Here is a 23,838-nt window from a genome sequence, read left to right as displayed (position 1 = left end):
ATTACAACGCACACACCACAAGCTTATCATTATGCCAAATCGCCTCTAAGGGGGTGTCATAAAGCGTGCTTAAATTACTTGAAGTCATCGCCTCTTTAGTCTTATTTTGTAAAAAAAGCTTTTGATTTTTTATCATAACTACATGGGTGGAATATCTAGCCACTAAATTAGGGTCATGGATATTGACTAATACGCTTAATTCTCGCTTTTTCATCTCATCTTTAATCGCATTAAAAAAAAGGGCTTGATTTTTTAAATCTAATGCGCTTGTTGGCTCATCTAATAACAATAATGGCGTTCTTTGCAATAAACTTCTTGCTAAAAGCACCATTTGCCTTTGACCACCGGATAAATCATTAATGCCTTGTGTTTTTAGGTGCGCTAAATTCAAGCGCTCTAAAATTTGTGTTGCCTCTTTAATATGTTTAGCTTTTGGTGTGGCAAACAAGCTTAAATGCGTTGCCTTTCCCATTAAGACAAAATCTAGCACGCTAAAGTTAAAAGCATAATGCTCCTCTTGAGGGATATAAGCAATGAGTTTTGCCTTTTCATAGGGCTTTAGGGGCAAAATATCTTTATTACAAGCTTTAATTTCGGTTTTTTCTAATGGTTTTAAAAGCCCTAAAAGACATTTTAAAAGCGTGGTTTTACCCGAGCCATTAGGGGCTAGTATGCTTGTAATGCTGTTTTTTGGCACATTGAAACTAACCTCATCTAACACTAACTTTTTAGAATATCTAAATGAAAGGTTTTTAACTTCTAAGACCATTAAAGACCTCTTGTTTTAAACAAAAGCCATAAGAAAAAGGGTGCGCCTAAAACACTTGTAGCAATACCTACGGGCAAATCATAGGGCGTAATCATCTTAGCCACCACATCAGCTAAAAGCAAGAAAAATGCCCCCATAAATAAAGAGCCTAAAAGCAATTTTTGTAAATTCGCTCCAAAAAATAGCCGTGCAACATGCGGGACTACTAAGCCAATCCAGCCAATCGTGCCAGAGACACTTACTGCAAGCGCACTTGCCACGCTCACACACACTAAACATAAAGTGCGTAAGGCTATAGGATTTATCCCTAGGCTTAAACTTTGCGTATCGCTCAAACTCAATAAATTAATGCGCCATCTTAATAGAAAAAGGGGAATAAAGCCTAATGCTAATCCTATAAAGGCAATCAAGCAATCCTTATAACTGCTTAAAGACAAGCTCCCTAAAAGCCATACTACAATCGCTTGGGCTTTTTGAGGGATTACAAAGAATTTCACCGCCCCTGCTAAGGCGCTTAAAAAAGCGCTTAATACCACTCCAGATAGCACCAAAGAAAGCGCTGAATTACCTAAAATTCTATTAAGAGCTAAAACCGCTAAACTTGCTAGAATTGCTCCTAAAAACGCCAAAATAGCGATGTTAGATTCAAAAATAGCAATCGCTAATGCCACCCCTAGCATTGCCCCACTAGAAATACCTAGTAAAAAAGGGTCAACTAATGGGTTTCTAAAAATGGTTTGCATAACAACCCCACTCCCAGATAAACTAGCCCCTACTAAAAGCGCTAAAAGCACTCGTGGTAAGCGAATTTCTAAAATAATAATACTCAAAGAGCTTAGTTCTTCATTGTGCAAAAAGTGGTTTTTGATATTTTGAAAAACTTCCAACCATTCATTAAAACTTAGTTGTTCGCCTCCAAAAAACAATACCAAAATACTTAAAACCACGCACGCTATCCCTACTTGAAAGGCACTAAGCGTGCTGGTCATGCCCCCTCCTTTAGCACCACTTTTCTAAACAAATAATCATGCCATTTGCTAGGTAAGAACTGCTCTAATATCAGCAAGAATTTTGCCCTAATTCCAAGCAAAGAGCGAGGTTTAGGTTCTTTTTGGGCAATTAAAGACATGATTTTTTGAGCGACTTTTTGAGTAGAGAGCGCATGTTTATATAGGCTAGAATAAAATTCTCTAGCCATATTTAATTCTTTAGCATAAACACTGCTTGTTTCTTCAAATTTCTTGTCATCAAAAGCAACATAATCCCAATTACTTCTCACAGCCCATGGCTCAATCAAACATACTTGAACCTTAAAAGGCATAAGCTCTTTGCGTAACACATCGCTATAAGCCTCTAAAGCATGCTTGCTTGCATTATAATAACCCAAAAAGAGCATGTGCGTGCGCCCTGCTACAGAAGATAGATTGATAATCTTAGAATAAGGCTTGTTTTTTAATAAGGGTAAAAGCGTGTGTGTTACCTCACAAAGAGCAAAAAAGTTTACATCAAATTGTCGCTTAATCTCATTCATGGGAGTATCCTCTAAGCTCCCAAATAGTCCATAGCCCGCAGAATTGATTAAAACATCGCAATGAATTTCTTGAGATTTGATTTTAGAAAGCACTTCTTGTAAGGCGCTAGAATCGCTCACATCTATATCTATTGCCTCACACATTGCATGCTTTAAAGAAGGGCAAAGACTCGCATGCCTAGCTAGAGCATAAACCTTATACCCCTTTTCTAATAATAAAATGGCGCATTCTAGTCCAATCCCAGAACTAGCCCCTGTAATAACTGCAACCTTTTTTTCAATGTTGCTATTTTCTTGATTCATATTGTTCTATCCAAAATTTAAATATTTTTTAATTACTCAGTTAATTCACCTAAATGTTACTAAACTTTTACTAATATATAGTTTTTAGAATGCCTAACTTAAAGAGCATTCTTAAAATTTTAAAACTATTTAAGGAGCTTTTATGCCTCATTCTTTAGAAACTAATCAAGCTACGCAAGATAATCACTTCCAATGTTTAATTGATACTGCTGACCCTACAAAGCTTATGATGAGCTATCTTGTAGTGCCTACTATGGCAAACTTTAGCAATGTTATGCATGGGGGGGAATTGCTTAATTTATTAGATAAGGTTGCTTATGTGTGCTCTACTCGCTATTGTGGCAAAGGCACGGTAACTTTGAGTGTTGATGGTGTAACCTTTAAGCACCCTATTCCTGTGGGCAATTTATTGACTTTCCTTGCTAGTATTAATTATGTGGGTAATACTTCTTGTGAAGTGGGGATTAAAGTGTTAAGCGAAGATTTTAAAACCCATGTTGTAACGCACACTAATTCATGCTATTTCACTATGGTGGCTGTAGAAAATGGCAAGCCCTCTGCAATGCCAAAATATGAGCCAAAAACTGATAGAGAAAAGCGCCGTTATGAGGGTGCTTTAAAGCGCAAGGAAATGCGCATGGAGGGCTATCTAACAAGTGGGAAAATACACCCTATTAAAAAAGACCATAAAATGGAAACCTCTACAAAAAACTCCCACAAAGAAATTGAAATAGAAAAGAACACTAAAGGGGAAGTAGGATTTTTAAAAGACGGCAAAATCCAAATTGAAACCAACTAATCCTAGAAAAGCATGCCTTTTAAAGGCGTGTTTTTCTTTCTTTTATCGCTTTCTTAAATAGCCTAACTAATCAAAAGCCCTTTTTCTCATTAAAAAATTTATATTTATTATCTAATCATTTACTCTTTGGAGTGTTTTAAGCAAGATTGTTGTAAAATAAGACCCCCATAAGTCGTAATTATGGGGATAAATTTTTCAAAAGGAGTTTGTCATGGCGACAAAACATGGCAAAAACTCTTGGAAAGCATTATACCTTGAAATTTCTTTTTTGGGGTTTAAAGTTATTGTTTCTTTAGAAAGATAACTTTTTTTAAGTTTTTCACAGAGTTTCCTCTAAGCTTTTAAGGGCTTAGGGGTTTTCCTTAAAAAGATTTATCCTTAACTTATGGGGGTTAAAACAAAACTTTTTAAAATCTTTTTAATCTAATCTTAATGATTCTTTTGTGAATAGCGTTCTTTGTTTTTGGTAGTTTTAAGTGTGGATTTTTAAAAAATAAAAATTAAGTTATAATTTTGTTCTAGGGAAGTTAAAAGCCTAAAGAAGGTCGCAACTTCTCTAGGCGTGTTAGCCCCCTAAGATAAACTTAAGGAGATAAACATGCTAAAAATCGTGTTTATTATAGCACTAATCTGTGTTATTTTGCTTAAACCTTTATATTAAAAGGTTTAAAGCTAGAAAGGGTTTTATCCTTTCTAGCTACACGATTTTTTAAAAAAATTCTATAAAAAATCTTTTAATCTAATTCTAATGGTTCTTTTATGAATAATGTTCTTTCTCTTTTGGCAAGGTGCTATTTTTGGTTTTGTAGGGTGTAGGGTTTTTAAAATCTCATTATTTAGCCGTTTATTCTTTGAATAGTTTTAAGATAAATTATTGTAAAATAAACGCCCCCATAAGTTGCAATTATGGGGATAAATTTCCATTAAGGAGTATGCCATGAAAGCAAGAAATGGCAAAAACTCTTGGAAGACATTATACCTTGAAATTTGTTTTTTGGGGTTTAAAGTTGTTGTTTCTTTAGAAAGATGACTTTTAAAGTTTTTCAAAAGTTTCCTTTAAAGCCTTTTAGGCTTTAGGGGGTTTTCCTTAAAAGATTTATCCTTAACTTATGGGGGCTAAAACAAAATTTTTAAAAGCTTTTTAATCTAATCTTAATGGTTATTTTATGAATAGCGTTCTTTGTTTTTGATAGTTTTAAGTGTAGTTTTTTAAAAATGCTTTCTTTTTTAAAAGGAAGTTAAGATAAAATGGCTTACCCCCTAGTTTTTAAGAAAGGATTAGGGGGTAAATTTTAAATGGCATAAAGGAGCTGACCATGAATAAAAATCATGGAAAAAGCTCTTATCGCTTATTATACATTAATTAAAAATCAAGCGATAGAGTTTAGCCCCCTATTTTTAGGGGGTGCTTCTTATGCCATAAACCCACTTTCAAACTTCTTTATTCTAATCCTAATGGTTCTTTAATAGTGTTCCTTGTCTTAAGTATAGATTTAAAAAATTTCACTAAAAAAGCGATAGCTTTTTATAAAAAATAGTAAAGAGCTTGACATAAGTCAAGCGATAATTTCTTAAAGCGTTATTAGGGGGTTTGGGGGATTTTAAGGGGGATAAGGGGGGTATTATCGCAAAATACCACCCTGTCCCCCTTAAGAAATAAAAGGCGTTAAAAACGCTTTTAGTTTTTTAAAAATCTCTTAAAATAAAATTTTTTAGGAATGATTTATTCTAATCCTAATTGTTCTTTTAGGTAGCGTTCTTTTTGTGGGGCTATGGTATTAAGTTCATTTTGTAAGGTCTTAATTTCTTTTTCTAAGATTTCAATTTGAGCGATGATTTCTTGTTGCAATTCTTTGGGTGGTAAAGGGATTGTAAAGTTTTCAATGTCTTTTTTATTGATACTAGGATAACTTGATTTTGGCATGGCATTTTCCATTTGACGCATTAAATCTTTAAGACACATAAACATAAAATACAAATATTTAGGCAAAATTAACTCACTACTTTCAAGGATAGCAAAACCTGTTGAAAAGATACAATCTTGTTGCTCTTTCTCAATATAAGCAAAACCTTTTAAGTAAGGTCTCACCGTAGAAATGATTACGCTATGGCTAGGGGCTATTCTTCTAGCCCTTGATGGAGCGTTTGAGCCTTGTAAAATATTTGAATAATCAATTATTCCTGTGCCTTTATTTACACTGTCAATATCTATATAAATAAATTTTTTATTAGGCGTTTCAAGGGGGTTAATACTTGTAGTGTTGATTTTAATTAACTCGCTAAGTTTTCTTAAGGGAGCGTTGATATTATTGATAATGTTGGTTATTTCTTGTTGTAGAGCGTTGATTTTTGTTTGGCTAACTTCTCTTTTAATATCTAATTCTTGTAAGTGCGAAAGGATTTGCTCTTGGATTTCTAAAGGTGGTAAGGGGATTTTCTGTGCCGATGCTGACCCTAATTTTATAAATGGTTGGGCTGACCCTGATTTATTCCAAAATGTTTCATTATTGATATACTCAAATAAATATCTTATCAAAATATCTTTTTTTGCTTTAATTATAATCGTGTTTTTAATTGCCGTCCATTTATCTGTCGCAAAAAAGCATTTACCACACCTTGCCCCTATCGCTGATAAAATAACCGCCTCCCCCTCGTGTTCGTAAAAATCTATCGTTCCGTCTTGTCCGCTCGCACTATAAACTTTATATCTAGCATTTTCTTTGTAAATCTCTTTTGTTAATTTTGTATTTCCCCAGTCAATACTAGCAACTTCCCCTAACCTTACTAATTCATACTTACTCTTAATTTCCACTTTGTTTTTAGAGGTCAAATTCAACGCCTTGTTAAACTCTAGGCGTTCAAAATCTAGCAAATCCACTAAGTTAGCATAACGCACAAATTCTTTTAACTCGCTTGGGATTTGTAAAATTTCATTATTGAAATTGCTTTTTATGAGTGTGTTAATTTTGGTTTTGTCATCTAGGTCGTTTGGGTTGTATAAAGGGGTGTTGATATTTTTAAGCCCCTCATATTTAAGCTCTTCTTGGTTTTCTAAAATTTCATTATCGTTATTAGTGTTATTACTATTTAAATATTTTATGCCCTCACTTCCTTTTCTACTACTCCATTCATAACCCAAAAATTTCTTAGCTTCTTCACTTTTATTAGGGGATTTGACAATAAGCACCCTTTCTTGTTGGTGGTAAGTCATACAAAAATAAAGCATTTTGTCTTGCTCTTTAAGTTTGATGAATTTTATTAGCTCTTTTTCTTTAAGGGCGAGTTGTTGCTCTTTGTTTAATTCTTTAAATTCCTTAGTTTTAGGCTCTTTATAAAGGGCATTAAAGGCTTTTGTATAGTCCTTAAAATTTTCATTTTCTTTTAGGCTCTCTAATAAATCATTTTGTAAAAACGCTTTGTAATCTTGTTTATTAAAATTTCTGTATTCACAATAGGCGTTTAGGTAATCTTGCCCTATTAAGTCGCCGTTAGTTTTAAAATCGCCTTCAAGCCATGCATTAACTAGATTTTCAAAATGCTTGTGTTCTTTTGGGGTGTTGCTCTTTTTCTTTAAAAATAGGGTTATGGTGTTGGTGCCGGTTTTTCCAAAAGTGCCTGAGCTTAATTCAGTAATGGCGATGATTTTAAAATGCTTTAAAAGGAGTTCTCTAGTTTTAGTATAAAGAATTGGCGTGTCTTTGCTTAAAATGGAGCTTGGTAGGATAATCCCTGCTAAAGCATTATGCTCTAAAAGTTGCGTAGCTCTTTCTATGAAAAAGCATTCTATAGCGTTGATACTCTCTAGGCTTTTTTCATCACAATTTGCATAAAGGCTGAAATTTTGTCTCTCACTCTCATTTAAGGTGCTTAAAAACCCTTTGACACTATAAGGGGGGTTAGCGATTAAAACATTAAAGTCTTTTAAACCCTTATGAACTTTCAATGCGTCATTATAAATAATCTTACTATTAGCCCCATACATAAAGGAACTGACTTTGGCGACTTTACTTAGGCGGTATTCTTTTTCAATGCCTACAATACTGGCTTTTGGATTGATTTTATAATATTCGTTCAAAAAATGCCCTGCTCCGCATGCGTAATCTAAAACTTTAGGCTTATCTAAATAAGGGAGTGAGTTGATAATGAATTTGACAATAACTAAGGGCGTGAAAAACTGCCCCTCGCTTTGCTTGATGCCATTATCTAAAAAGCCTTCAAACAAATCGCTTAAAAACTGGTTTTCGTGGCTTTCTAGGAGTTTATTGTTTTGAAAAAGCTTGACCATTTTTAAAAGCACTTCAAAATTCTTTTTAAAAAGCTCTTCATTATGCACATCAATAAAGGCAAAATCGTTGCTAGAATAATATTTTAATTGCGTGAAATATTCTTTTATGGTGTCTTTGGTCTCGTTTTTCTTGTTTTTGAATAATTTAAAAGCCTCTTCAATTTGCTCTTCGCTAATGTAGGTGATGTCTTCGTTTAGAAATTCTTTCATGCCCTGTTGGTAAAGTTGTTGCAATCTATCGCAAAATTTTAAGGGTTCATCAAAAGTAAAGCCTTTCCAAAAAAATTGCAATTCTTGATTTTCTTTATCCTTTATGGAGTTGTTTTTCTCATCGCTCACTTTACAAAGCAATAAATTGATGAGTTTATCAAAAGCGTTTTCTCGCCCTGAAACATTGTGTTGGCGTAAAATGGTGGCAAATTCATGGTATTTAGACTTCAAATCGCTTTCGTTTATGGGTTTTAGACTATCTAGAGTTACTTTCTTTTTGCCTATTTCATAAGGGGCGTTATCTTCAAATAAACCAAAAGGGGCATGTTCGCCATGATAGTCCTTTTGCCATACATTCCAAGCATCAATGGCACTGCTTGCTTTTTCATAGCCTTTTTTACTCACGCCTATTAAAATATAAGTCTCTTTGACTTTATGCTCTTTAAACTCGCTTGTATAAAGGGCTAAAAATTGCTCGAACTCATTAGATTTTTCTTGTTGATAATATGAAAATAATTGATTATGTGGGCTAGTTTCTAAAAGATTTTTAGCCTTAGAATATTCTTTGCTCTCTTTATTATCTGGGGTTTTACATTCAATGATACAAATAATTTTATTTTCATTATTTTTGATACAAATATCTGCTTTACCGCTTTTTAACTCACGCCCTAATTGCCACTTTCTCTCTAATTCTAAGTGTTTTGAAAAATAGCCTTGATTTAAGAGCCTATGCACGCATTCAAACACGACAAAATTTTCAGGCTTTTCAAAATTGCATGTGGTTTTATCGTTGATAATCAAATCGCTAGGATAAATGAGTTTTTGGGCTTTAAAATCCACTTTTAGCGTAGCGTTATTTAGGGTTTTAGTCAAAATTTCGTTATTTTCTTCAAAGCCTAAGGTTTTTAGGGCTTCTTTAAAATTTTCTTTAGTTATCATGTGTCATCATCTCTAAAGCTAGAGTTACCATGTTATCAAAGCTCTCCACTCTTTCTTCAGGGCTTAATTTTTCGTGTGTGATTAAATGGTCTGACACAGAGCATAAACATAAAGCCTTAGCGTTTAACTCCATAGCCGTAGCATATAAACCTGCAGCCTCCATTTCAATACCCAAGTGATTATACTTTGCTAGTAAGTCAAAGGCATGCGTTTCAAAAGAATAGAAAAAATCGCTCGTAAAGACATTACCCACTTTTAAATCAATATTTAATTGTTGAGCCATTTGATACGCTTTTAAACTTAGTTCAAAACTAGGTGTAGCGCTCAAATCGTGGTTTAAGAAACGCACCCGATTTGTTTTAGAATCTGTTGAAGCACCAGTTGCTAGAATAATATCTTTTAGGGCTACTTTTTGACTGATAGCCCCACAAGTGCCAATCCTTAAAAGCTCTTTAACTTGATAGGTTTGAATAAGTTCTGTAGCATAAATCGTGCATGATGCAATTCCCATGCCATGCCCCATTAAAGAAATTTCCTTACCCTTATACTTTCCACTAAATCCTAGCATGTTACGCACATTAGTTATTTCTTTAGCATCTTCTAAAAAGTTTTTTGCAATGTATTTCACTCTTAAGGGGTCGCCACATAAAATACATTTAGAATGAAAATCGCCAATTTTTGCATTGATATGGGGGGTCATTTAGTTTCCTTTAAAAATTTAATAAGTTTTTGCCATAATCTAAGGGGCTTAATCCTAAAAAGTGGGCGATACTTTGCCCAATATCTGCAAAAGTCTCACTCTTACCCAAAAAGGCTGGTTTTAAATCTTTGTGATACATTAAAATAGGAATGAACTCTCGTGTGTGGTCTGTGCCTTTGAAAGTGGGGTCGCACCCATGGTCAGCACAAAGAATCAATAAATCATCATCTCTTAGATTTTCTAAAATCTCATTTAAGCGTTTATCAAAACATTCTAGGGCGTTTGCATACCCACTAACATCACGCCTATGCCCATAATCGCTATCAAAATGCACAAAATTCGTAAAAATCAAGCTGTTATTTTGAGCGTTTTTAACCTGCTCTAAAGTTACATCAAACAATTCCATTAAACTACTAGCTTTAAATTTTTGAGTAATGCCTACATGGGCATAAATATCAGCGATTTTTCCAATGCTAATGACTTCGCCATTTTTTTCTTCAATAAATTTTTCAAAAAGTAATGGTGCATGGGGCTTTATAGCATAGTCTTTACGATTAGGGGTACGTTTGAAGTTGTCCTTATGATTGCCTAAAAAGGGTCGTGCAATCACTCTGGCGATTTTTAAAGGCTCTAAGATTTTAAAGACTTCTTCACAAAGGGCGTATAAATTATCAAGCCCAAATTTTTCTTCATGCACAGCGATTTGAAACACCGAATCCGCTGAAGTATAAAAAATAGGGTATAGAGTTTCTAAATGTTTTTCGCCTAAATTCTTAATGATTTCAGTTCCTGATGCGTGGCAATTCCCTAAATAGCCTTTAATCTTAGTTTTTTCTTTGATTTCATCTAAGAGTTCTTTAGGGAATGAGTTGGTTTGGTTTTCAAAATACCCCCATTCAAACAAAACCGGCACGCCCATCATCTCCCAATGCCCAGAAATCGTATCTTTTGCACTAGATAATTCTTGTGCATAAGCATAAGCCCCTTTTAAATTAGGGCTAGGATTAAAGCCTAGGGGTAATTCATTCGTAGCTTTTAAAGCGCTTAATCCTAAACCCAAACTCTCTAAATTAGGTAATTTCAAAGCCCCATTACGCTCATTTGAATTAGCCAAGTTATTAAAACAAGCCTTAGCGATATTGCCTAAAGTATTCGCCCCATAATCGCCAAAATCTTTAGCGTCTTTGCTCGCTCCTATACCAAAAGAATCTAGTAATAAAATAATCACTCTTTTTTGCATCTCTATTCCTTTTAACCTACTTGCCTTTTAGCTTAATTCGCATTTAGTCCTATGAATAATCCAGCGATTGTTGCGCTCATAAAATTTGAAAGCGTGCCTACAAACACCGCTTTTAAAGCCAGTTTGGCAATCATTTCTTTTTTACTAGGCACTAAGCTCCCAATCCCACCAATGAGCATAGCAACTGAGCTTAGATTAGCAAATCCGCACAACGCAAAAGTAATAATCGCTTTGGTTTTTTCACTCAACACTAAGGGAGCGTTATCGCTTAAATATGGCACTAATTGCATATAGCCCATAAATTCATTCAAAGCGATTTTAATCCCTATAATCTCTCCAGCAACCCCAGCTTCTTTCCAAGGAATCCCTAAAACAAAGGCTAAGGGTTTTAAAAGTGTGCCTAAAATCAATCCTAAAGACAAATGCTCTATGCCTAAAAATCCCCCTAAAACCCCTAAAATCCCATTAATTAGAGCCAACATGGCTACAAAGGCTAAAAGCATAGCCCCAATATGTAAGGCTAAATTCAATCCTGTAGTAGCGCCATCAGAAATAGCCTCTAAAACATTCACGGGCTTTTCTATAGAAATATCTGTCGCATTAGAGGTTTTTTCATCTTGGGGATAAATCATTTTGGCAAACAATAACCCACTAGGCGCTGACATAAATGAGGCGGCTAATAGATAAGTCAAAGGAACGCCCATGCTCGCATACCCAGCTAACACAGGCCCAGCAATACTTGCCATTCCAGCACTCATAATCGCAAAAATCTCTGAATTGCTCATGCTGTTTAGATAGGGTTTAACTACCAAAGGAGCCTCAGTGTGTCCTACAAAGATATTTGCTGCTGCACTCATGCTTTCTGCTTTAGAAGTGCCTAAGCATTTTTGTAATGCCCCACCAATGAGATTGATAAATAAGGGCATGATTTTTAGATAATACAATAATGAAATCAAGCTAGAAAAAAAGATAACCACCGCTAAAACATTAATCGCAAAGACAAAGCCCCCTATCCCTTGCTCACCTTGAGAATTTGGCGCTAAATTACCAAATAAAAAGCGCACCCCTTCATAGCCATAATTTATCACATGCTGTATGCCATTGGCTAAACTTTGAAGTATTTCCCTACCTATTGGCACATATAAAATCAACGCCCCCAAACTTACTTGCAAAACAAATGCGCTGATAATCGTGCGATAATTAATTGCTTTTTTATTATTAGAAAAAACCCAAGCGATACCTAAAAGCACCGCCATGCCCACAACGCTCATTAATGCACTAATAAACATCATTAGCGCTTAAAAAATGCCATAAAAGATGCATATATTACCCTAAAAATGAAAAAAGAGATTTCTGTTATTGTAACTTAAAATAAAAATTTTTATTCATAAAACACTATTCATTAGGATAAAAAATAAAAAAATTTGAAAAAGAGTTACAAAGGGAAATGGTGTCAAGAGGGGGACTTGAACCCCCGACCTCCGGCTTATGAGACCAGCGCTCTAAACCAGCTGAGCTACCTTGACAACAATAATAAAGAGTTTGATTATACAAAAATGTTTCTTAAGATTTTATTAAATTTATTTTTCTGTCTTTTTATCATCTCAGTTGTTTTCTTTCAATCTTAATTAAGCTCTATACATTAAATAGTTATGGATATAAAGTTTTAATGAATCAATATTGATATAGTTCATTAAAAAATAAAACAAGCCTAAGTTTTTAAAATTGCCAATCCTATTTTTTTAAATTAATGATAAAAATTCAAGTTTTTTTTGTAGAATACGCTAATGTTTAAGAATATTTTTCCATTGGCGTTAGTGTCATCATTGCGGTTTTTAGGGCTTTTTATTGTTTTACCTGTGATTAGCTTGTATGCGGATAGTTTCCATGCAAGCAATCCCTTATTAATAGGTTTAGCTGTAGGTGGGGCGTATCTCACACAAATTCTATTCCAAACCCCTATAGGTATATTGAGCGATAAAATAGGGCGTAAAGTTGTTGTTATTATCTGTTTGCTAGTGTTTTTGGCTGGCTCATTAATATGCTTTCAAGCAAGTGATATTACCACACTTGTTATTGGACGCTTAATCCAAGGCATGGGGGCTTTAGGAGGCGTGGTGAGTGCAATGGTTGCGGATTTAGTTAGAGAAGAAGAGCGCACCAAAGCTATGGCATTTATGGGGGCGTTTATCTTTATGAGCTTTACAATTAGCATGGCTATAGGACCGGGCGTGGTAGCGTTCTTTGGCGATGCTAAATGGCTCTTTTTACTCACAGCGATTTTAGCTCTTTTGAGCCTTTTAACTCTCTTAAGGGTTAAAGAAACCCCTAAAATTACTTACAAAATTAAGACTCAAAAAAATCAAACCCCTAATTCTAAAGCCTTATACCTCTTACACTTAAGCTCCTTTTTTGAAAAAATGTTTATGACGCTTATTTTTGTGCTAATTCCCTTAGCCTTAGTGAATGAGTTTAATAAACATGAGAGTTTTTTAATTTGGGTGTATGTGCCAGGAGCCTTATTTGGAATCTTAAGCATGGGGCCAGCAAGCATTATTGCTGAAAAATACAACAGACCCAAAGGTGTCATGCTCTCTGGAGTGCTATTTTTTATATTAAGTTATTTATGTCTATTCTTGGCAGATTCTAGTTTTTTAGGCAAGCATTTATGGCTTTTTATTATAGGGGTTATGCTCTTTTTTACCGGCTTTGCTACCTTAGAGCCTATCATGCAATCTCTAGCCTCTAAATTTGCTAGAGCAAATGAAAAGGGCAAAGTATTGGGGCAATTCACAACTTATGGATATTTGGGGAGCTTTGTTGGAGGGATTATGGGTGGCCTAAGTTATCATCATTTAGGCATTGCTAATACGAGTTTAATTGTTGTAGCCTTAGGTATTATGTGGCTATTATTGCTTTTTTTATCATTGCATAATCCAGCTATGCAAAAGAATGTTTATTTCCCTTTAGATGCTTATAATGAGGATAAGTTTGAAACAATAGAAGATAAAATCATTGAATGGTATGTAAATGTGGCTGAAGAAATCATCATTGTAAAATATAATTCTAATCAAATTAGCGAAGAAGAAATCATTCATCTCGCTCAAGATTTTAGAAAATGATGTTTAAGGAAAATCATGCGCTATGAAATTTCTAAAAAAGTCTTGCATATCGTAGGTAAGACTAACGCCACTTACAAGCTTATAGAAGAGGGCGATAAGGTCTTGTTAGGATTAAGTGGGGGCAAGGATTCTATCATGCTTGCTTGCATTTTAGCTAGAATGCAACGCCACGCCCCTTTTAAATTTGATTTTAAAGCCGTTACTATTCATTATGGTTTGGGCGAAGATTTAAAATGGTTGAGCAAATTATGCGAAGAACAAGGCATTCCCCATGAGATTATTTACACTCAAATTGCCTCTACTATCAATGAAAAACGCCGTGAAAAAAGCTCGTTTTGCTCGTTTTGCTCTCGCTTAAGAAGGGGGGCTTTGTATTCTAAGGCTTTAGAGGAGGGCTACAATAAAGTCGCTATCGCTCATCATTTAGATGATGCTGTGGAGAGCTTTTTTATGAATTTTACTTATAATGGCACTTTAAGAAGTATGCCCCCTATTTATAGGGCTGAAAATGGCTTATTAGTGATTCGCCCTTTAATTAAGGTTAGAGAGGCTGCAAGCATTCATTTTGTTACTTCTCAAAATATTCCTGTAGCCCCTGATTGTAATTGCCCAGCTAAACAACCCACTTCAGATAAGCCCCCCATCGCACGATTAGCCACCAAAAATTTCTTAAAAGACATGCAAAATTTGCACCCCCATTTCTTTGATAGCCTAGAAAATGCGTTTAATAATGTTCAAGCAAGTAGCTTTAGTGATTCTAAGTATTTAGACGCTTAACTTCCCTACCCCCTATTTTTCTTTTGTGGGGGTTGTTGGTTTGTGGACTTATTTTTAAAATACGGCCCCTTTTAGCTTATTCTTATTTTAAGGGTTAGGGGTTTTTGATTTTTATAACTTAATATTTTAAGATTTATTTTCTATAAAATTTATGCTTAATGTTTAAAACAATGATTTAGATGATAATCTAAAAATGTCTTATTGGGTAAAAATTTTTCAGGCAAATTGATTTTCTTATTTTCAATATTGGCAAAGTAGATTTTAAAATACTCTTGTTGGCATTCGCCTTTTAGCTGTGAAGATAAGATAACCTTATAATTCAAATCAATACTAAGCAACCCATTATCATAAGCCCTATCATAAAGAGCGTTTAAGCAAATCCCATTTGCTGGATTTAGCCTATTCTTTTCATCTGTTGCCCATGGAACTATATGACTAGCAACAAGCAAATTGGGGATAGTTATGTTTGAGATAGCACATTTTCCCCCATAATTAGCTAAAACGATTTTTCTAAATAAATTTTGATTAACTCGTGTTTTAATAAGACTTTCTCTCATAGTAGATGAAAAATCGCTCTCTTTGGTTTCTAACTCATTATTATCAAGTAAGCTTTCGTTCTTAAGATTTGCTAAAATCTTCTCGCTCTCATACATAAGATTTTCTCTGTCATTGATAAATCTTTCAAAAATAGGCTCACATTGTTTTTTACCACCCTCTAAGCCTTGTATGCCCCTTTGCTGATGATAAGGGTCAACAGAAGCAAAATTGCATAACCTCATAGCAACAGCAGATGGGGTGCGATTGATAAGCTTAGCGATTTCTATTACTTGAGAGTTTCTAGCATCCATTTTTCCAAAAGGTAGCTTTAAATACAAATTAAACACGACCAAAAATTCTTCTTGTGTCCACTTTCTTCGCTGTATCTTATATCCTTTTGCAGAAAATCTATTTTAAAAAATTTTTTATCAAATTGGTAGTTTATTATGGCTTATTTTTGCTTAATTTCTTTATGATAAGCGCCTATAACTAGAAAGAGATTTGAAACTTTCTAGTCAAACTTATCATGGCTTTTTTAAAAAAATGCGTATCAAATTAATAATTTTAAAAGTTATAGCTTAAATACGCTGTGATACTTCTAGGGGGTGCCGCCTCTTTACCATTAGGGCTAGTTCCAACCCCTCCAAACCAATACTTCATGTTAAAAATATTATTGATTTGCAAGCTTGCTTGAATGCTTTGGCGCTTATATTCCCATAAAGTGCTAGAAATTTGTAAGTTCCATACCCAATACCATGGCATCATACCAGCAGTTCTAGTGGTAATAGCCCCGTTTTTAATGGTAGGTGCGTATTGAATATAATCTCTTGTATTTAACACATCAGTATAAGCTCGGCTATAAAAAAAGCTACTTAAACCAATAGTTGTCTTGCCATAAGTATAGCTTGCGTCTAAAACGAATTGATGAGGGCTTACAAAAGGCAGTTTTTTACCAAAAATATCCTTTTTAGCTCCCTTAGGGTCAGCAGGATTGGTTACCATAGTGTGGCTTGTGATATTAGCGTCAATATAAGTATAAGCCGCATGGAAACTTAACCCCCTAATAGGATTATAATATAGCTCTAGTTCCACACCTTGACTTCTTGCATTAACCGGTTCTTTATTATCCCCATAGCGCCCCGTAAAATAATGGTTCGCAAAAATCACAAAATAATTGGCATTAAAACTCGCTTTGTCATTAAGATAGTAGCGAGCACCCCCCTCCATAACATTAAAGATTTGAAAATAATCCGTGCTTGTGCCTACAAATCCTCCTACATTGCTATATTGTGGTGGAATATAACTTCTTTGATAATTGAAATAAAATAAAAGTTCTTTAAGGGGTCTGTATCCAACATTAACAGCAGGATTCCATTGGTTATAATGCTCTTTAATCGTTTTAGGCACTTGATTGGTTTTAAAAGGGGCAACATCTTTTTTCTTATAGTTTAAAAAGGTATATCTTATTCCGGGAGTAATCGTAAGCATGCCGTTATTGATATTGATTTCATCGCTAAGATACACCGAAGTATAATTATTGAAGTTATTAACTGAATTTCCCTTATCAAAGCCTCCACTAGGCTCGCTAGGGTTTTTTCTTGTAGTGGAACGGCGATATAAATCCTCCGTCATAAAGCGCATGCCCACTTTAAAAGTTTGCTTAACCTTGTTGGTATTGACCACTAGATTAAGTTTTGGCTCAAACGCATTCACTACAAAGCGCCGTATATTGTCATAATATTCCCAACAAGGACTATTGGTATCGCTATAAGAATATGCACCACAATTTGGATTATTTGTGTTATTTGGTGTAGTGCCTATACCCTTAAAAGGTAAAACTTGATTTTGACTTTTCATATACACGCTTTTATATTGGTTAGAAAAGCCAAAATCTCTTGACATATCATGCGTATAATAAGTAAAGTTAAAATCTCCCCCTATCTTATCTAAGTCGCCAAAATAATTTTGATACACAACCCCAAATCGTTTAGCTCGCCCTCCATCTTGATTATCAGGCCTATTATTTGTAAAACGATTTTCCTCATAATCTTGTGCGCTCAAAGTTCCCGGATGATAAGAGTTGTATTTATAATATTGGTAATAGGCTTTTATAGAATTGCTATGATTGATTTTATAAATCGCATCAAGCATGTAGTTTTGCACCCCTGTAGGGCTATTTTGCCTAAAGCCTTGCCCATTAATCCAATTAGCTTGTGCGCTAATTCCTACATGCTTGCCTAGCATTCCTGCAGTTCTTACATAAGTGTTATAAAGCATTTGATTGCCTAAAGTTTGGGCTAAGGGCTTACCCTTTTCACTAGGATCAACAAAACCTCCATTAGAAGAGCGCCCCCAAAAAGTAATGCGCTCAGCTGCTTGATTTTCCCACTCTTTTGGAATTTCTTTAGTAATGATATTTATCACACCCCCAAAAGTGTTAGGCCCATATTGAACGCTTGTGCCGCCTTTAATCACATCAATTCTATCCACTGATTGAAAGGTTACAGGAAAGATAGCTAGTTCAATATTAGAATACGGCGCACCATAAATAGGGATTCCATTAACTAAAATCATGCCCGTATTGCTATGCCCGTTACCTCCCCCACCAAAACCTCTTACTGAGATTTTAGGTAACACTCCTGTTCCTGTAGCATCTCTAATTTGAAGTCCCGGCACATTTTGCAAAGCACTCTCAATATTTAAATTACCGGTTTTTTTAAGTTGCTTATTAGAAATTACGGTGCGAGAGCTTGTGGAATTACGCACCTCCTCGCTTTGCCATGAATTAGGCGCTACGCTACTATATTTTTGCTCAGTTGCTGTAACTTTTTGTAAAACATGGTGTTTGACTTTTGCTTGAATTGCAGGAGTAATGATAGAAACCATTCCTAAAGGTATCAAAAAAGGAGCTTTTTTTCTCATAGATAAATACATTATAATAACCTTTCATTAACAAATTGTTAGATAACCATATTATAAAAATAATTATTATAATTAGCTTAATACTATTAGCTCTAACAGATGCCAACAAACTCAGATTGATTTTTGAAACGATTTTGAAGTGTTGTTAAAAAATTTATCATAATATAAAGCATATTCATGGTATAATCACAATTGATATATAAAAAAACTTTATTACATCTTATTACATACTTTATTGTTTAATTTATATTTAAATTTTTATTTAATACTTAAATAGATAAATCTTTAAAATTTTAAAAAGCCATTTCTAACCCCATTTAACTTTGGAAAAATTTCAAGAAATGCAAAAGGAAGTGATGATGAAAAATATCTCTGTGTTAATCTTATGCTTATTTTTAACCCTTACGCAACATCTCTGTGCTGAAGATGATGGCTTTTTTATCAATGTGGGGTATCAAATTGGCGAGGCGGAGCAAAACACTCAAAATAGTGGTGCGATACAAAAGCTTAATAACAGATTTTTAGATTTACAAAACACTTTAGTGCGCTTTAACGCCTTAAACACTCAAGTTGCCAATGGCTCTAGCAATGAAGTGATTCAAAAGGCTATTGACAGCCTTCTATCTTTTAACGAGAGTAACAGCGATTACAAAAGCAAATCTTCTATATGGAATTTGGTAGAAAACGCTCGATTTAACTCCCTTCTCAATATTATAGGTAGCTATGCTTATTGTATGGATGGAATTGTTGGCAATAAAAACACTAATGGAAATTGTTCAGTCTCTATAGCCAAGATTGAATCTAATCAGCCACTATCACCTTTCAACGAACAAATATATTATCTCCATGACAATACTGAAATTCCATCTCAAAAAATGGCTAATGAAGTTGCCCATGCCTATCTTACCATCCATCGCCCTCCTACTCCTACTCCTACATATCTATCATCTCTATCATCTTGGTTAGACCAAGTTCAAGCATTAGAGCATCTTATTGTTAGCAATGGAGCTTGGACAATGGATGCAAATAACGATTCGCAGAGCGCTTGCATAACTTATGATGTCTGGGAAGGGCCTACATGCAATAGTGCTTGGGGGCATGATGTTCCCAAACAAGAGAGAGTTTTAATAGATACTACTTCTGATTTTCAAACTTTTAAAACAATGATTGATAATACTAAGCAATACTTAGAGATAAGTCAAGAGCTCAACACCCTTGCAGACACATTACAAAAAGACCGAGCCCACCTTTCGCAAGCAAACATAGCAGAGTTTGCGCAAGCCATCAAGAAAGAACACCAACTTCTTATGCTTGCAAAATTTATACCATTCCAAAACTCTGAATGGAATGATGATTACAGCAATTATGAAACCGCTACAAAAAACATCATCAACTACTATGTGGCTCAAAATGCCCATGATGCACAAGTTGCTGTAGATATATTAAACTTAGACAACAATAAAAACGCATTAAACCATTTTTTGAATCTCGCTAACTCTCAAGGCTTAGCCCTATCTCATAACAAGCTCAACCTCAATGATATCGCCACCAAAACACCCAACTACGATTCTCCCGGATACACCTACGCTATCAATGCTAACAAGCAAATGGCACTCACTAACGCTATCAATGCGATGAGTGCGAACCCCTTTAGACATCTTGGCTTGATTAAATCTCGTATCAACAATGGGGCGATGAATGGCTTTGGAGTCATGCTAGGCTATAAGCAATTTTTTGGGAAGAAAAAATGGTTTGGTGCGAGATACTATGGGTTCTTTGACTATAACTATGCGTATATTAAGAGCGGATTTTTTAATTCTGCCTCAAATGTGCTGACCTATGGGTTTGGCACAGACTTGCTCTTTAACTTCATTAACGATAAAAAAGTCAATAGAGCTAAAAGCAAGCTTTCTTTTGGTGTCTTTACGGGCATTCAACTAGCCGGAACTTCTTGGCTTAATAATAATTATGCAATACTAGAGAATCATCCTGTCTTTAATGGCCAACCACCCCTTATAAAACACATGTCAATCCCTCCAATTTCCAATTCTTGTTCAACCTTGGGCTAAGGCTCAATCTAGCAGAGAATGCAAAGATTGCGCATGTGTATCAACATGGCTTTGAGCTAGGGGTTAAAATCCCTACTATTAACACCAACTACTATAATTTTATGGGGGCTAAACTAGAATACAGAAGACTCTATAGCGTGTTTGCTAATTATGTGTTTGCTTATTAAAGTAAGCGTTCTTTAAGAGAGTTTTTTAAAAGCTCTCTTAATTTGGTTTTTAAAAGCTCTTGCTTTGGTTCTTAAGTGTGTTCAATCATAAGATTTTAAGCAAGATTTTTTTCAAAGGCTGTTTGATTTGCTTTGGTTTTTAAAATCTTACTTTAGTTTTTTTAAAAGTTCTTATCTTGGCTTTTAAAAGTGTGTTTAATTACAAGCAATGATATTAGAAAGATGAAATCTTTTATCGCTAACTCGCTTTGGGTTTTTAACAGCTCTTGCCTTAATTTTTAAGGGTGTTTAAACATAAGATTTTTAAACAAATTTTTTTAAAAGTGTTTTCAAATATAAGTTTTTAAGCAAGTGTTTTTTCAAAGGCTGTTTGACTTGTTTTTAGTTTTAAAGCTCTTGCTTTGATTTTTTAAAAATGCGTTTAATCACAAGCAGTTACACTAGAAAGATGAAATCTTTTAGCGTCAATTTTCGCCTTTAAAAACACTCGTTTAAATTGCCTAGAGCGCTTAAGCTTGGCTTACTCAAGCTTGCTAGTGTCTCTCATATGCGTTGACTTAATAGAATGATTTCTAATGTTATAGCTTGTTGGCTAGGTGTCTTTTGCTTTAAATGATTTTTAAACTATAATCCACCCCCTTAGATTCCTAACAATCTTTTTAAAAACCTTTATTTCTATGCATGCCTTTTTAAGATTAGTTTTGTTGTATGTATTATTATGTATATTGTTCTATGTATGTTATTATGATTTTATTGCGTATCGCTTGCTCTCTATTTATGGCTTGGTTTATTTTATAATGATTTATTACATATTTTATTATTTTATAATATTTGTTGTATATATTTATGGATTATTTTGCATTTTTGTTGTATTTTAGTTATAACTTATTTCTTAGCTTGCTCTCTACATTTATTAGGATAAACCGAAAACACCAATAAAATCACGCCCACTAACTCTCATTAACTCTGCTTGTCGTGTTAAAATGGTTGGCTGTATTTGTTATGTATTTATATTAAATAATATTTTTTAATTTATATGGGTGTGTATTTTTATTGCATATCATTTATTTGTTGTTATTTATTATGTTCAATTTATCATCTTTTATATATTATAAAATGTCAAAAGAAAGAACACATAGAAATTGTATCGCCTTAAAAATACGCACACTCATTAGCCTTAAAGCTAGTATTAAAATCTCTTTGAACCAAGAGAATATAAAAATACTTTTTTAAGATATATAAGTAGCAACTACCACTGCTATGGCAAACCCATTATCATGGCTAATGCTTGCGCTTAAATTTTGGATTTTAAAATAATTCATTTTTTCTTTAGAAAGTGTGATTAAGGGGGCATTTCTAGGGCTTTTAGAAATATGAATATCTAAAAAGCCTAATTCCTTAGAGATTCCTACACCTAATGCCTTAGAACAAGCTTCTTTTAATGCCCAAAAGCCTGCAATTGTAGGCAGTTTATTATTGCAAAGCACAATTTCTTCTGGGTTTAAAAAACGCTCTAAAAACTTCCTTTCAAAGCGTTTTAAACTCTTCTCTATCCTTGCGATAGAGACAATATCCACACCTACCACTTAATTACTGAATAACAAAATCCGTAAAAAACACATTCTTAATAAAGCCATCAATTAAAAACGAATTTAAATGGCTTTTAATCTCATCTTTAAGCTTGTTTTTTCCTTTATTTGTAACTACCTCTTCCACACTCTTAGAAGATAGGATTTCTATAATCGTATCCTTAATGGCTGTATCTTTAATCTTAATTTCATTAAGCAATTTCTCATTATTAAGCTCTAATGAAATAGAAGTTTTAAGATAGCGCCTGCCATTTTGTGAAACTAGATTCACCACAAAGGGCGCATCAATTGCATACAAAGGGCCAAGCACTAGATATTGCTGAATATTAGAACCCTCTTTGGCATCTTGAGTTTTATTAGCCTTAGGATTAGCACTAGCCTCTTTAGTGGTGCTAGGAGCGTTATTGTCCTTATCTTTTGCCTCTTCTTTATTCCCCATAAGGAGCATTACAATCACGCCCACCAATAAAAGCATGACCACCACACTTCCAATTACCACAAATAAAAGCGCCTTACTTTTTTTTGGGGCTTGCTCTGTATTCTCTTGAGCTTCCTCTGCCATGCCTATCCTTTGTTTTAATTATTGGAAATAACTCAAAGTGGTTTTTCCAAACTTTTTTTGCTTGATTATAGCTAAAGTTACTAGATTTTTAGGTATTTTATACACACTCTCATGCTCAAACACCACTAAAAGATTGGTTCTATTAGAACGATTAAGCAAGGTTTCAAGCGCACAAAAACATTGCTCATAAATCCCCTTAAAACCACTTGTTTCAAAAGGAGGGTCTAAATAAATAATATTCAATCCATTATCTTTTAAGGATAAATTAGGCAAATGTTTGAAGGTGTCATCATAGATTGCATGCGCTCTATTAGAGCATTGCAAACGCTTTTCTACTAAGGCGATATTTTCTAAAATAGTCTTATAAGCGCTCTTGTTTTGTTCAAAAAATAACGCACTTTCTGCCCCCCTACTTAGAGCCTCTAACCCCATAGAGGCACTGCCTCCAAACACTTCTATAAAATGCGCTCCATAAATTTCTGTCTGCAAGGTGTTAAAAAAGGATTCTCGCACAATTGCTTTAGTGGGGCGAGTGCTAGAGGTTGTAGGCAAATTTAAAGACAACCCTTTGCAAGCCCCTCCAATAATTTTGAATTTCTTTACAAGGGGGTTTTGATGATTTGACATAGCTTTTTAGTATACTCCTCTAGTAATTCACGGATTTGGCACTCTTTTTCATTCTCTCTTATGGCAAGCATTGCGACTTGATGAGCCCTTAGGATATTTTTTTGCAATAAGTATCTATAAAATCTTTTAACATCTTCTTCAACACTTTTTTGACTAAAAGGCATTCTTAGATATTTTTCTATAACACAAAGAGGCTTATTGGTGTCTATAAACTTATCTGTCAAAATAAAATCACAATCTTTTAAGCTTGATAGATAATCATTCAAATAAGTCTCTAACGCCTTTTGGCGCAATAACGACTGGCAAGAGATAAAAATTTTCACTTGTAAGCCTCTCATAATTATATTAATTTTTTAAAAAAAGAAATTGTAGCGCCTTAAGCTTAAAACCTACCTAACTCTACCAAAATTTATCTATTTTTTAAATCATAGATTTTCAATATTAGGGATTGTTTTACAGCATTTAAAATACTAAGGGATTAAAGCATTTTTTGCAAACTAATGAAATGTGTCAAATTTAACAAACAATAACAATCTTTTATGCTATACTCTCAAAAGGTTGGAAAGGGAGACAATAATATTCCTTCCTTCTTTACTATCTTGGCATTTTAATAAAAAACTTTTTCATTAAAATGTTCTCCCTTTTCAGCCTTTCTTATTTCTTCAAGTTGATGTCAAAAAGATTAAAATA

At 34.2% G+C, this 23,838-nt stretch carries 17 protein-coding genes, 1 tRNA gene and 1 pseudogene; 5 read left to right on the top strand and 14 right to left on the bottom strand.

Annotation, left to right across the window (positions count from 1 at the left end):
• Window position 1: 1 nt before the first annotated feature.
• From HCW_RS04040 to HCW_RS04030, 3 genes are read right to left on the bottom strand one after another with little or no spacing between them, the layout of a single operon-like run.
• Entirely contained in the window at window positions 2–769 is a 768-nt protein-coding gene (locus tag HCW_RS04040) for an ABC transporter ATP-binding protein (protein ID WP_014660949.1), read from the bottom strand.
• The gene (locus HCW_RS04035) at window positions 769–1,758 is read right to left on the bottom strand and encodes a FecCD family ABC transporter permease (protein ID WP_014660948.1); all 990 of its coding nucleotides are present in this window, start codon (window positions 1,756–1,758) and stop codon (window positions 769–771) included. The genes HCW_RS04040 and HCW_RS04035 overlap by 1 nt, the downstream gene beginning before the upstream one ends.
• Complete coding sequence (locus HCW_RS04030) at window positions 1,755–2,603, bottom strand: SDR family oxidoreductase (RefSeq protein ID WP_014660947.1); 849 nt, start codon at window positions 2,601–2,603, stop codon at window positions 1,755–1,757. Before HCW_RS04030 ends, HCW_RS04035 begins: the two co-directional genes overlap by 4 nt.
• Before the next feature lie 142 nt (window positions 2,604–2,745).
• On the opposite strand from HCW_RS04030, the pseudogene HCW_RS04025 reads away from it, so the two are divergent.
• Window positions 2,746–3,267, top strand: a pseudogene (locus HCW_RS04025) (acyl-CoA thioesterase); the annotation flags it as partial.
• Between the two features lie 1,858 nt (window positions 3,268–5,125).
• On the opposite strand, the gene HCW_RS04020 reads toward HCW_RS04025, so the two are convergent.
• The 5 genes from HCW_RS04020 to HCW_RS04000 form a co-directional block, all read right to left on the bottom strand.
• Window positions 5,126–8,836, bottom strand: coding sequence for a restriction endonuclease subunit S (locus HCW_RS04020; RefSeq protein WP_014660943.1), 3,711 nt, complete (start codon window positions 8,834–8,836; stop codon window positions 5,126–5,128).
• Window positions 8,826–9,536 carry a purine-nucleoside phosphorylase gene (gene deoD, locus HCW_RS04015; protein ID WP_014660942.1) on the bottom strand — a complete coding sequence of 237 codons (711 nt, stop codon included), beginning with the start codon at window positions 9,534–9,536 and terminating at the stop codon, window positions 8,826–8,828. Before deoD ends, HCW_RS04020 begins: the two co-directional genes overlap by 11 nt.
• A gap of 10 nt (window positions 9,537–9,546) precedes the next feature.
• Window positions 9,547–10,776 carry a phosphopentomutase gene (locus HCW_RS04010; RefSeq protein WP_014660941.1) on the bottom strand — a complete coding sequence of 410 codons (1,230 nt, stop codon included), beginning with the start codon at window positions 10,774–10,776 and terminating at the stop codon, window positions 9,547–9,549.
• Between the two features lie 32 nt (window positions 10,777–10,808).
• Window positions 10,809–12,065 (bottom strand): NupC/NupG family nucleoside CNT transporter, encoded by a 1,257-nt coding sequence (locus tag HCW_RS04005; protein ID WP_014660940.1) that lies wholly within the window; start codon window positions 12,063–12,065, stop codon window positions 10,809–10,811.
• A 159-nt stretch (window positions 12,066–12,224) separates the two neighbouring features.
• Window positions 12,225–12,302 (bottom strand) — tRNA-Met (locus tag HCW_RS04000).
• A 300-nt stretch (window positions 12,303–12,602) separates the two neighbouring features.
• Between HCW_RS04000 and HCW_RS03995 the strand changes: the two genes are divergently transcribed.
• Window positions 12,603–13,898, top strand: coding sequence for an MFS transporter (locus tag HCW_RS03995; protein WP_331270852.1), 1,296 nt, complete (start codon window positions 12,603–12,605; stop codon window positions 13,896–13,898).
• 15 nt (window positions 13,899–13,913) lie between these two features.
• Window positions 13,914–14,675 (top strand): tRNA 2-thiocytidine biosynthesis TtcA family protein, encoded by a 762-nt coding sequence (locus HCW_RS03990; RefSeq protein ID WP_014660938.1) that lies wholly within the window; start codon window positions 13,914–13,916, stop codon window positions 14,673–14,675.
• Between the two features lie 155 nt (window positions 14,676–14,830).
• Here the strand turns inward: HCW_RS03990 and HCW_RS03985 are convergent, their stop codons facing one another.
• Together HCW_RS03985 and HCW_RS03980 are read right to left on the bottom strand one after the other, a co-directional pair.
• Window positions 14,831–15,559: an HNH endonuclease gene (locus tag HCW_RS03985; protein ID WP_014660937.1), complete on the bottom strand. Its 729-nt coding sequence runs from the start codon at window positions 15,557–15,559 to the stop codon at window positions 14,831–14,833.
• 217 nt (window positions 15,560–15,776) lie between these two features.
• A complete protein-coding gene (locus HCW_RS03980; RefSeq protein WP_231283053.1) occupies window positions 15,777–18,098 on the bottom strand; it encodes a TonB-dependent receptor family protein in 2,322 nt (773 codons plus the stop codon).
• 395 nt (window positions 18,099–18,493) lie between these two features.
• Here HCW_RS03980 and HCW_RS09875 point away from each other — a divergent pair, with 395 nt between their 5' ends.
• Window positions 18,494–20,203 carry an outer membrane protein gene (locus HCW_RS09875; RefSeq protein WP_014660935.1) on the top strand — a complete coding sequence of 570 codons (1,710 nt, stop codon included), beginning with the start codon at window positions 18,494–18,496 and terminating at the stop codon, window positions 20,201–20,203.
• A complete protein-coding gene (locus HCW_RS09870) occupies window positions 20,185–20,370 on the top strand; it encodes an outer membrane beta-barrel protein (RefSeq protein WP_269208210.1) in 186 nt (61 codons plus the stop codon). Before HCW_RS09875 ends, HCW_RS09870 begins: the two co-directional genes overlap by 19 nt.
• Before the next feature lie 1,229 nt (window positions 20,371–21,599).
• Here the strand turns inward: HCW_RS09870 and acpS are convergent.
• From acpS to HCW_RS03955, 4 genes are read right to left on the bottom strand one after another with little or no spacing between them, the layout of a single operon-like run.
• Window positions 21,600–21,956, bottom strand: a complete 357-nt coding sequence (gene acpS, locus HCW_RS03970) for a holo-ACP synthase (protein ID WP_014660933.1) — start codon at window positions 21,954–21,956, stop codon at window positions 21,600–21,602.
• 4 nt (window positions 21,957–21,960) lie between these two features.
• Window positions 21,961–22,521, bottom strand: a complete 561-nt coding sequence (gene fliL, locus HCW_RS03965) for a flagellar basal body-associated protein FliL (protein ID WP_014660932.1) — start codon at window positions 22,519–22,521, stop codon at window positions 21,961–21,963.
• Window positions 22,522–22,539: 18 nt separating this feature from the next.
• Entirely contained in the window at window positions 22,540–23,148 is a 609-nt protein-coding gene (rsmD, locus tag HCW_RS03960) for a 16S rRNA (guanine(966)-N(2))-methyltransferase RsmD (RefSeq protein WP_014660931.1), read from the bottom strand.
• The gene (locus tag HCW_RS03955; protein ID WP_043902781.1) at window positions 23,121–23,471 is read right to left on the bottom strand and encodes a hypothetical protein; all 351 of its coding nucleotides are present in this window, start codon (window positions 23,469–23,471) and stop codon (window positions 23,121–23,123) included. Before HCW_RS03955 ends, rsmD begins: the two co-directional genes overlap by 28 nt.
• Window positions 23,472–23,838 lie beyond the last annotated feature (367 nt).

Origin of the sequence: Helicobacter cetorum MIT 00-7128 (assembly GCF_000259255.1) — a bacterium.
Lineage (GTDB): Bacteria > Campylobacterota > Campylobacteria > Campylobacterales > Helicobacteraceae > Helicobacter > Helicobacter cetorum_B.
Note: the sequence above shows the minus strand (reverse complement) of the source record. Positions and strands in the feature narration are given on the sequence as shown.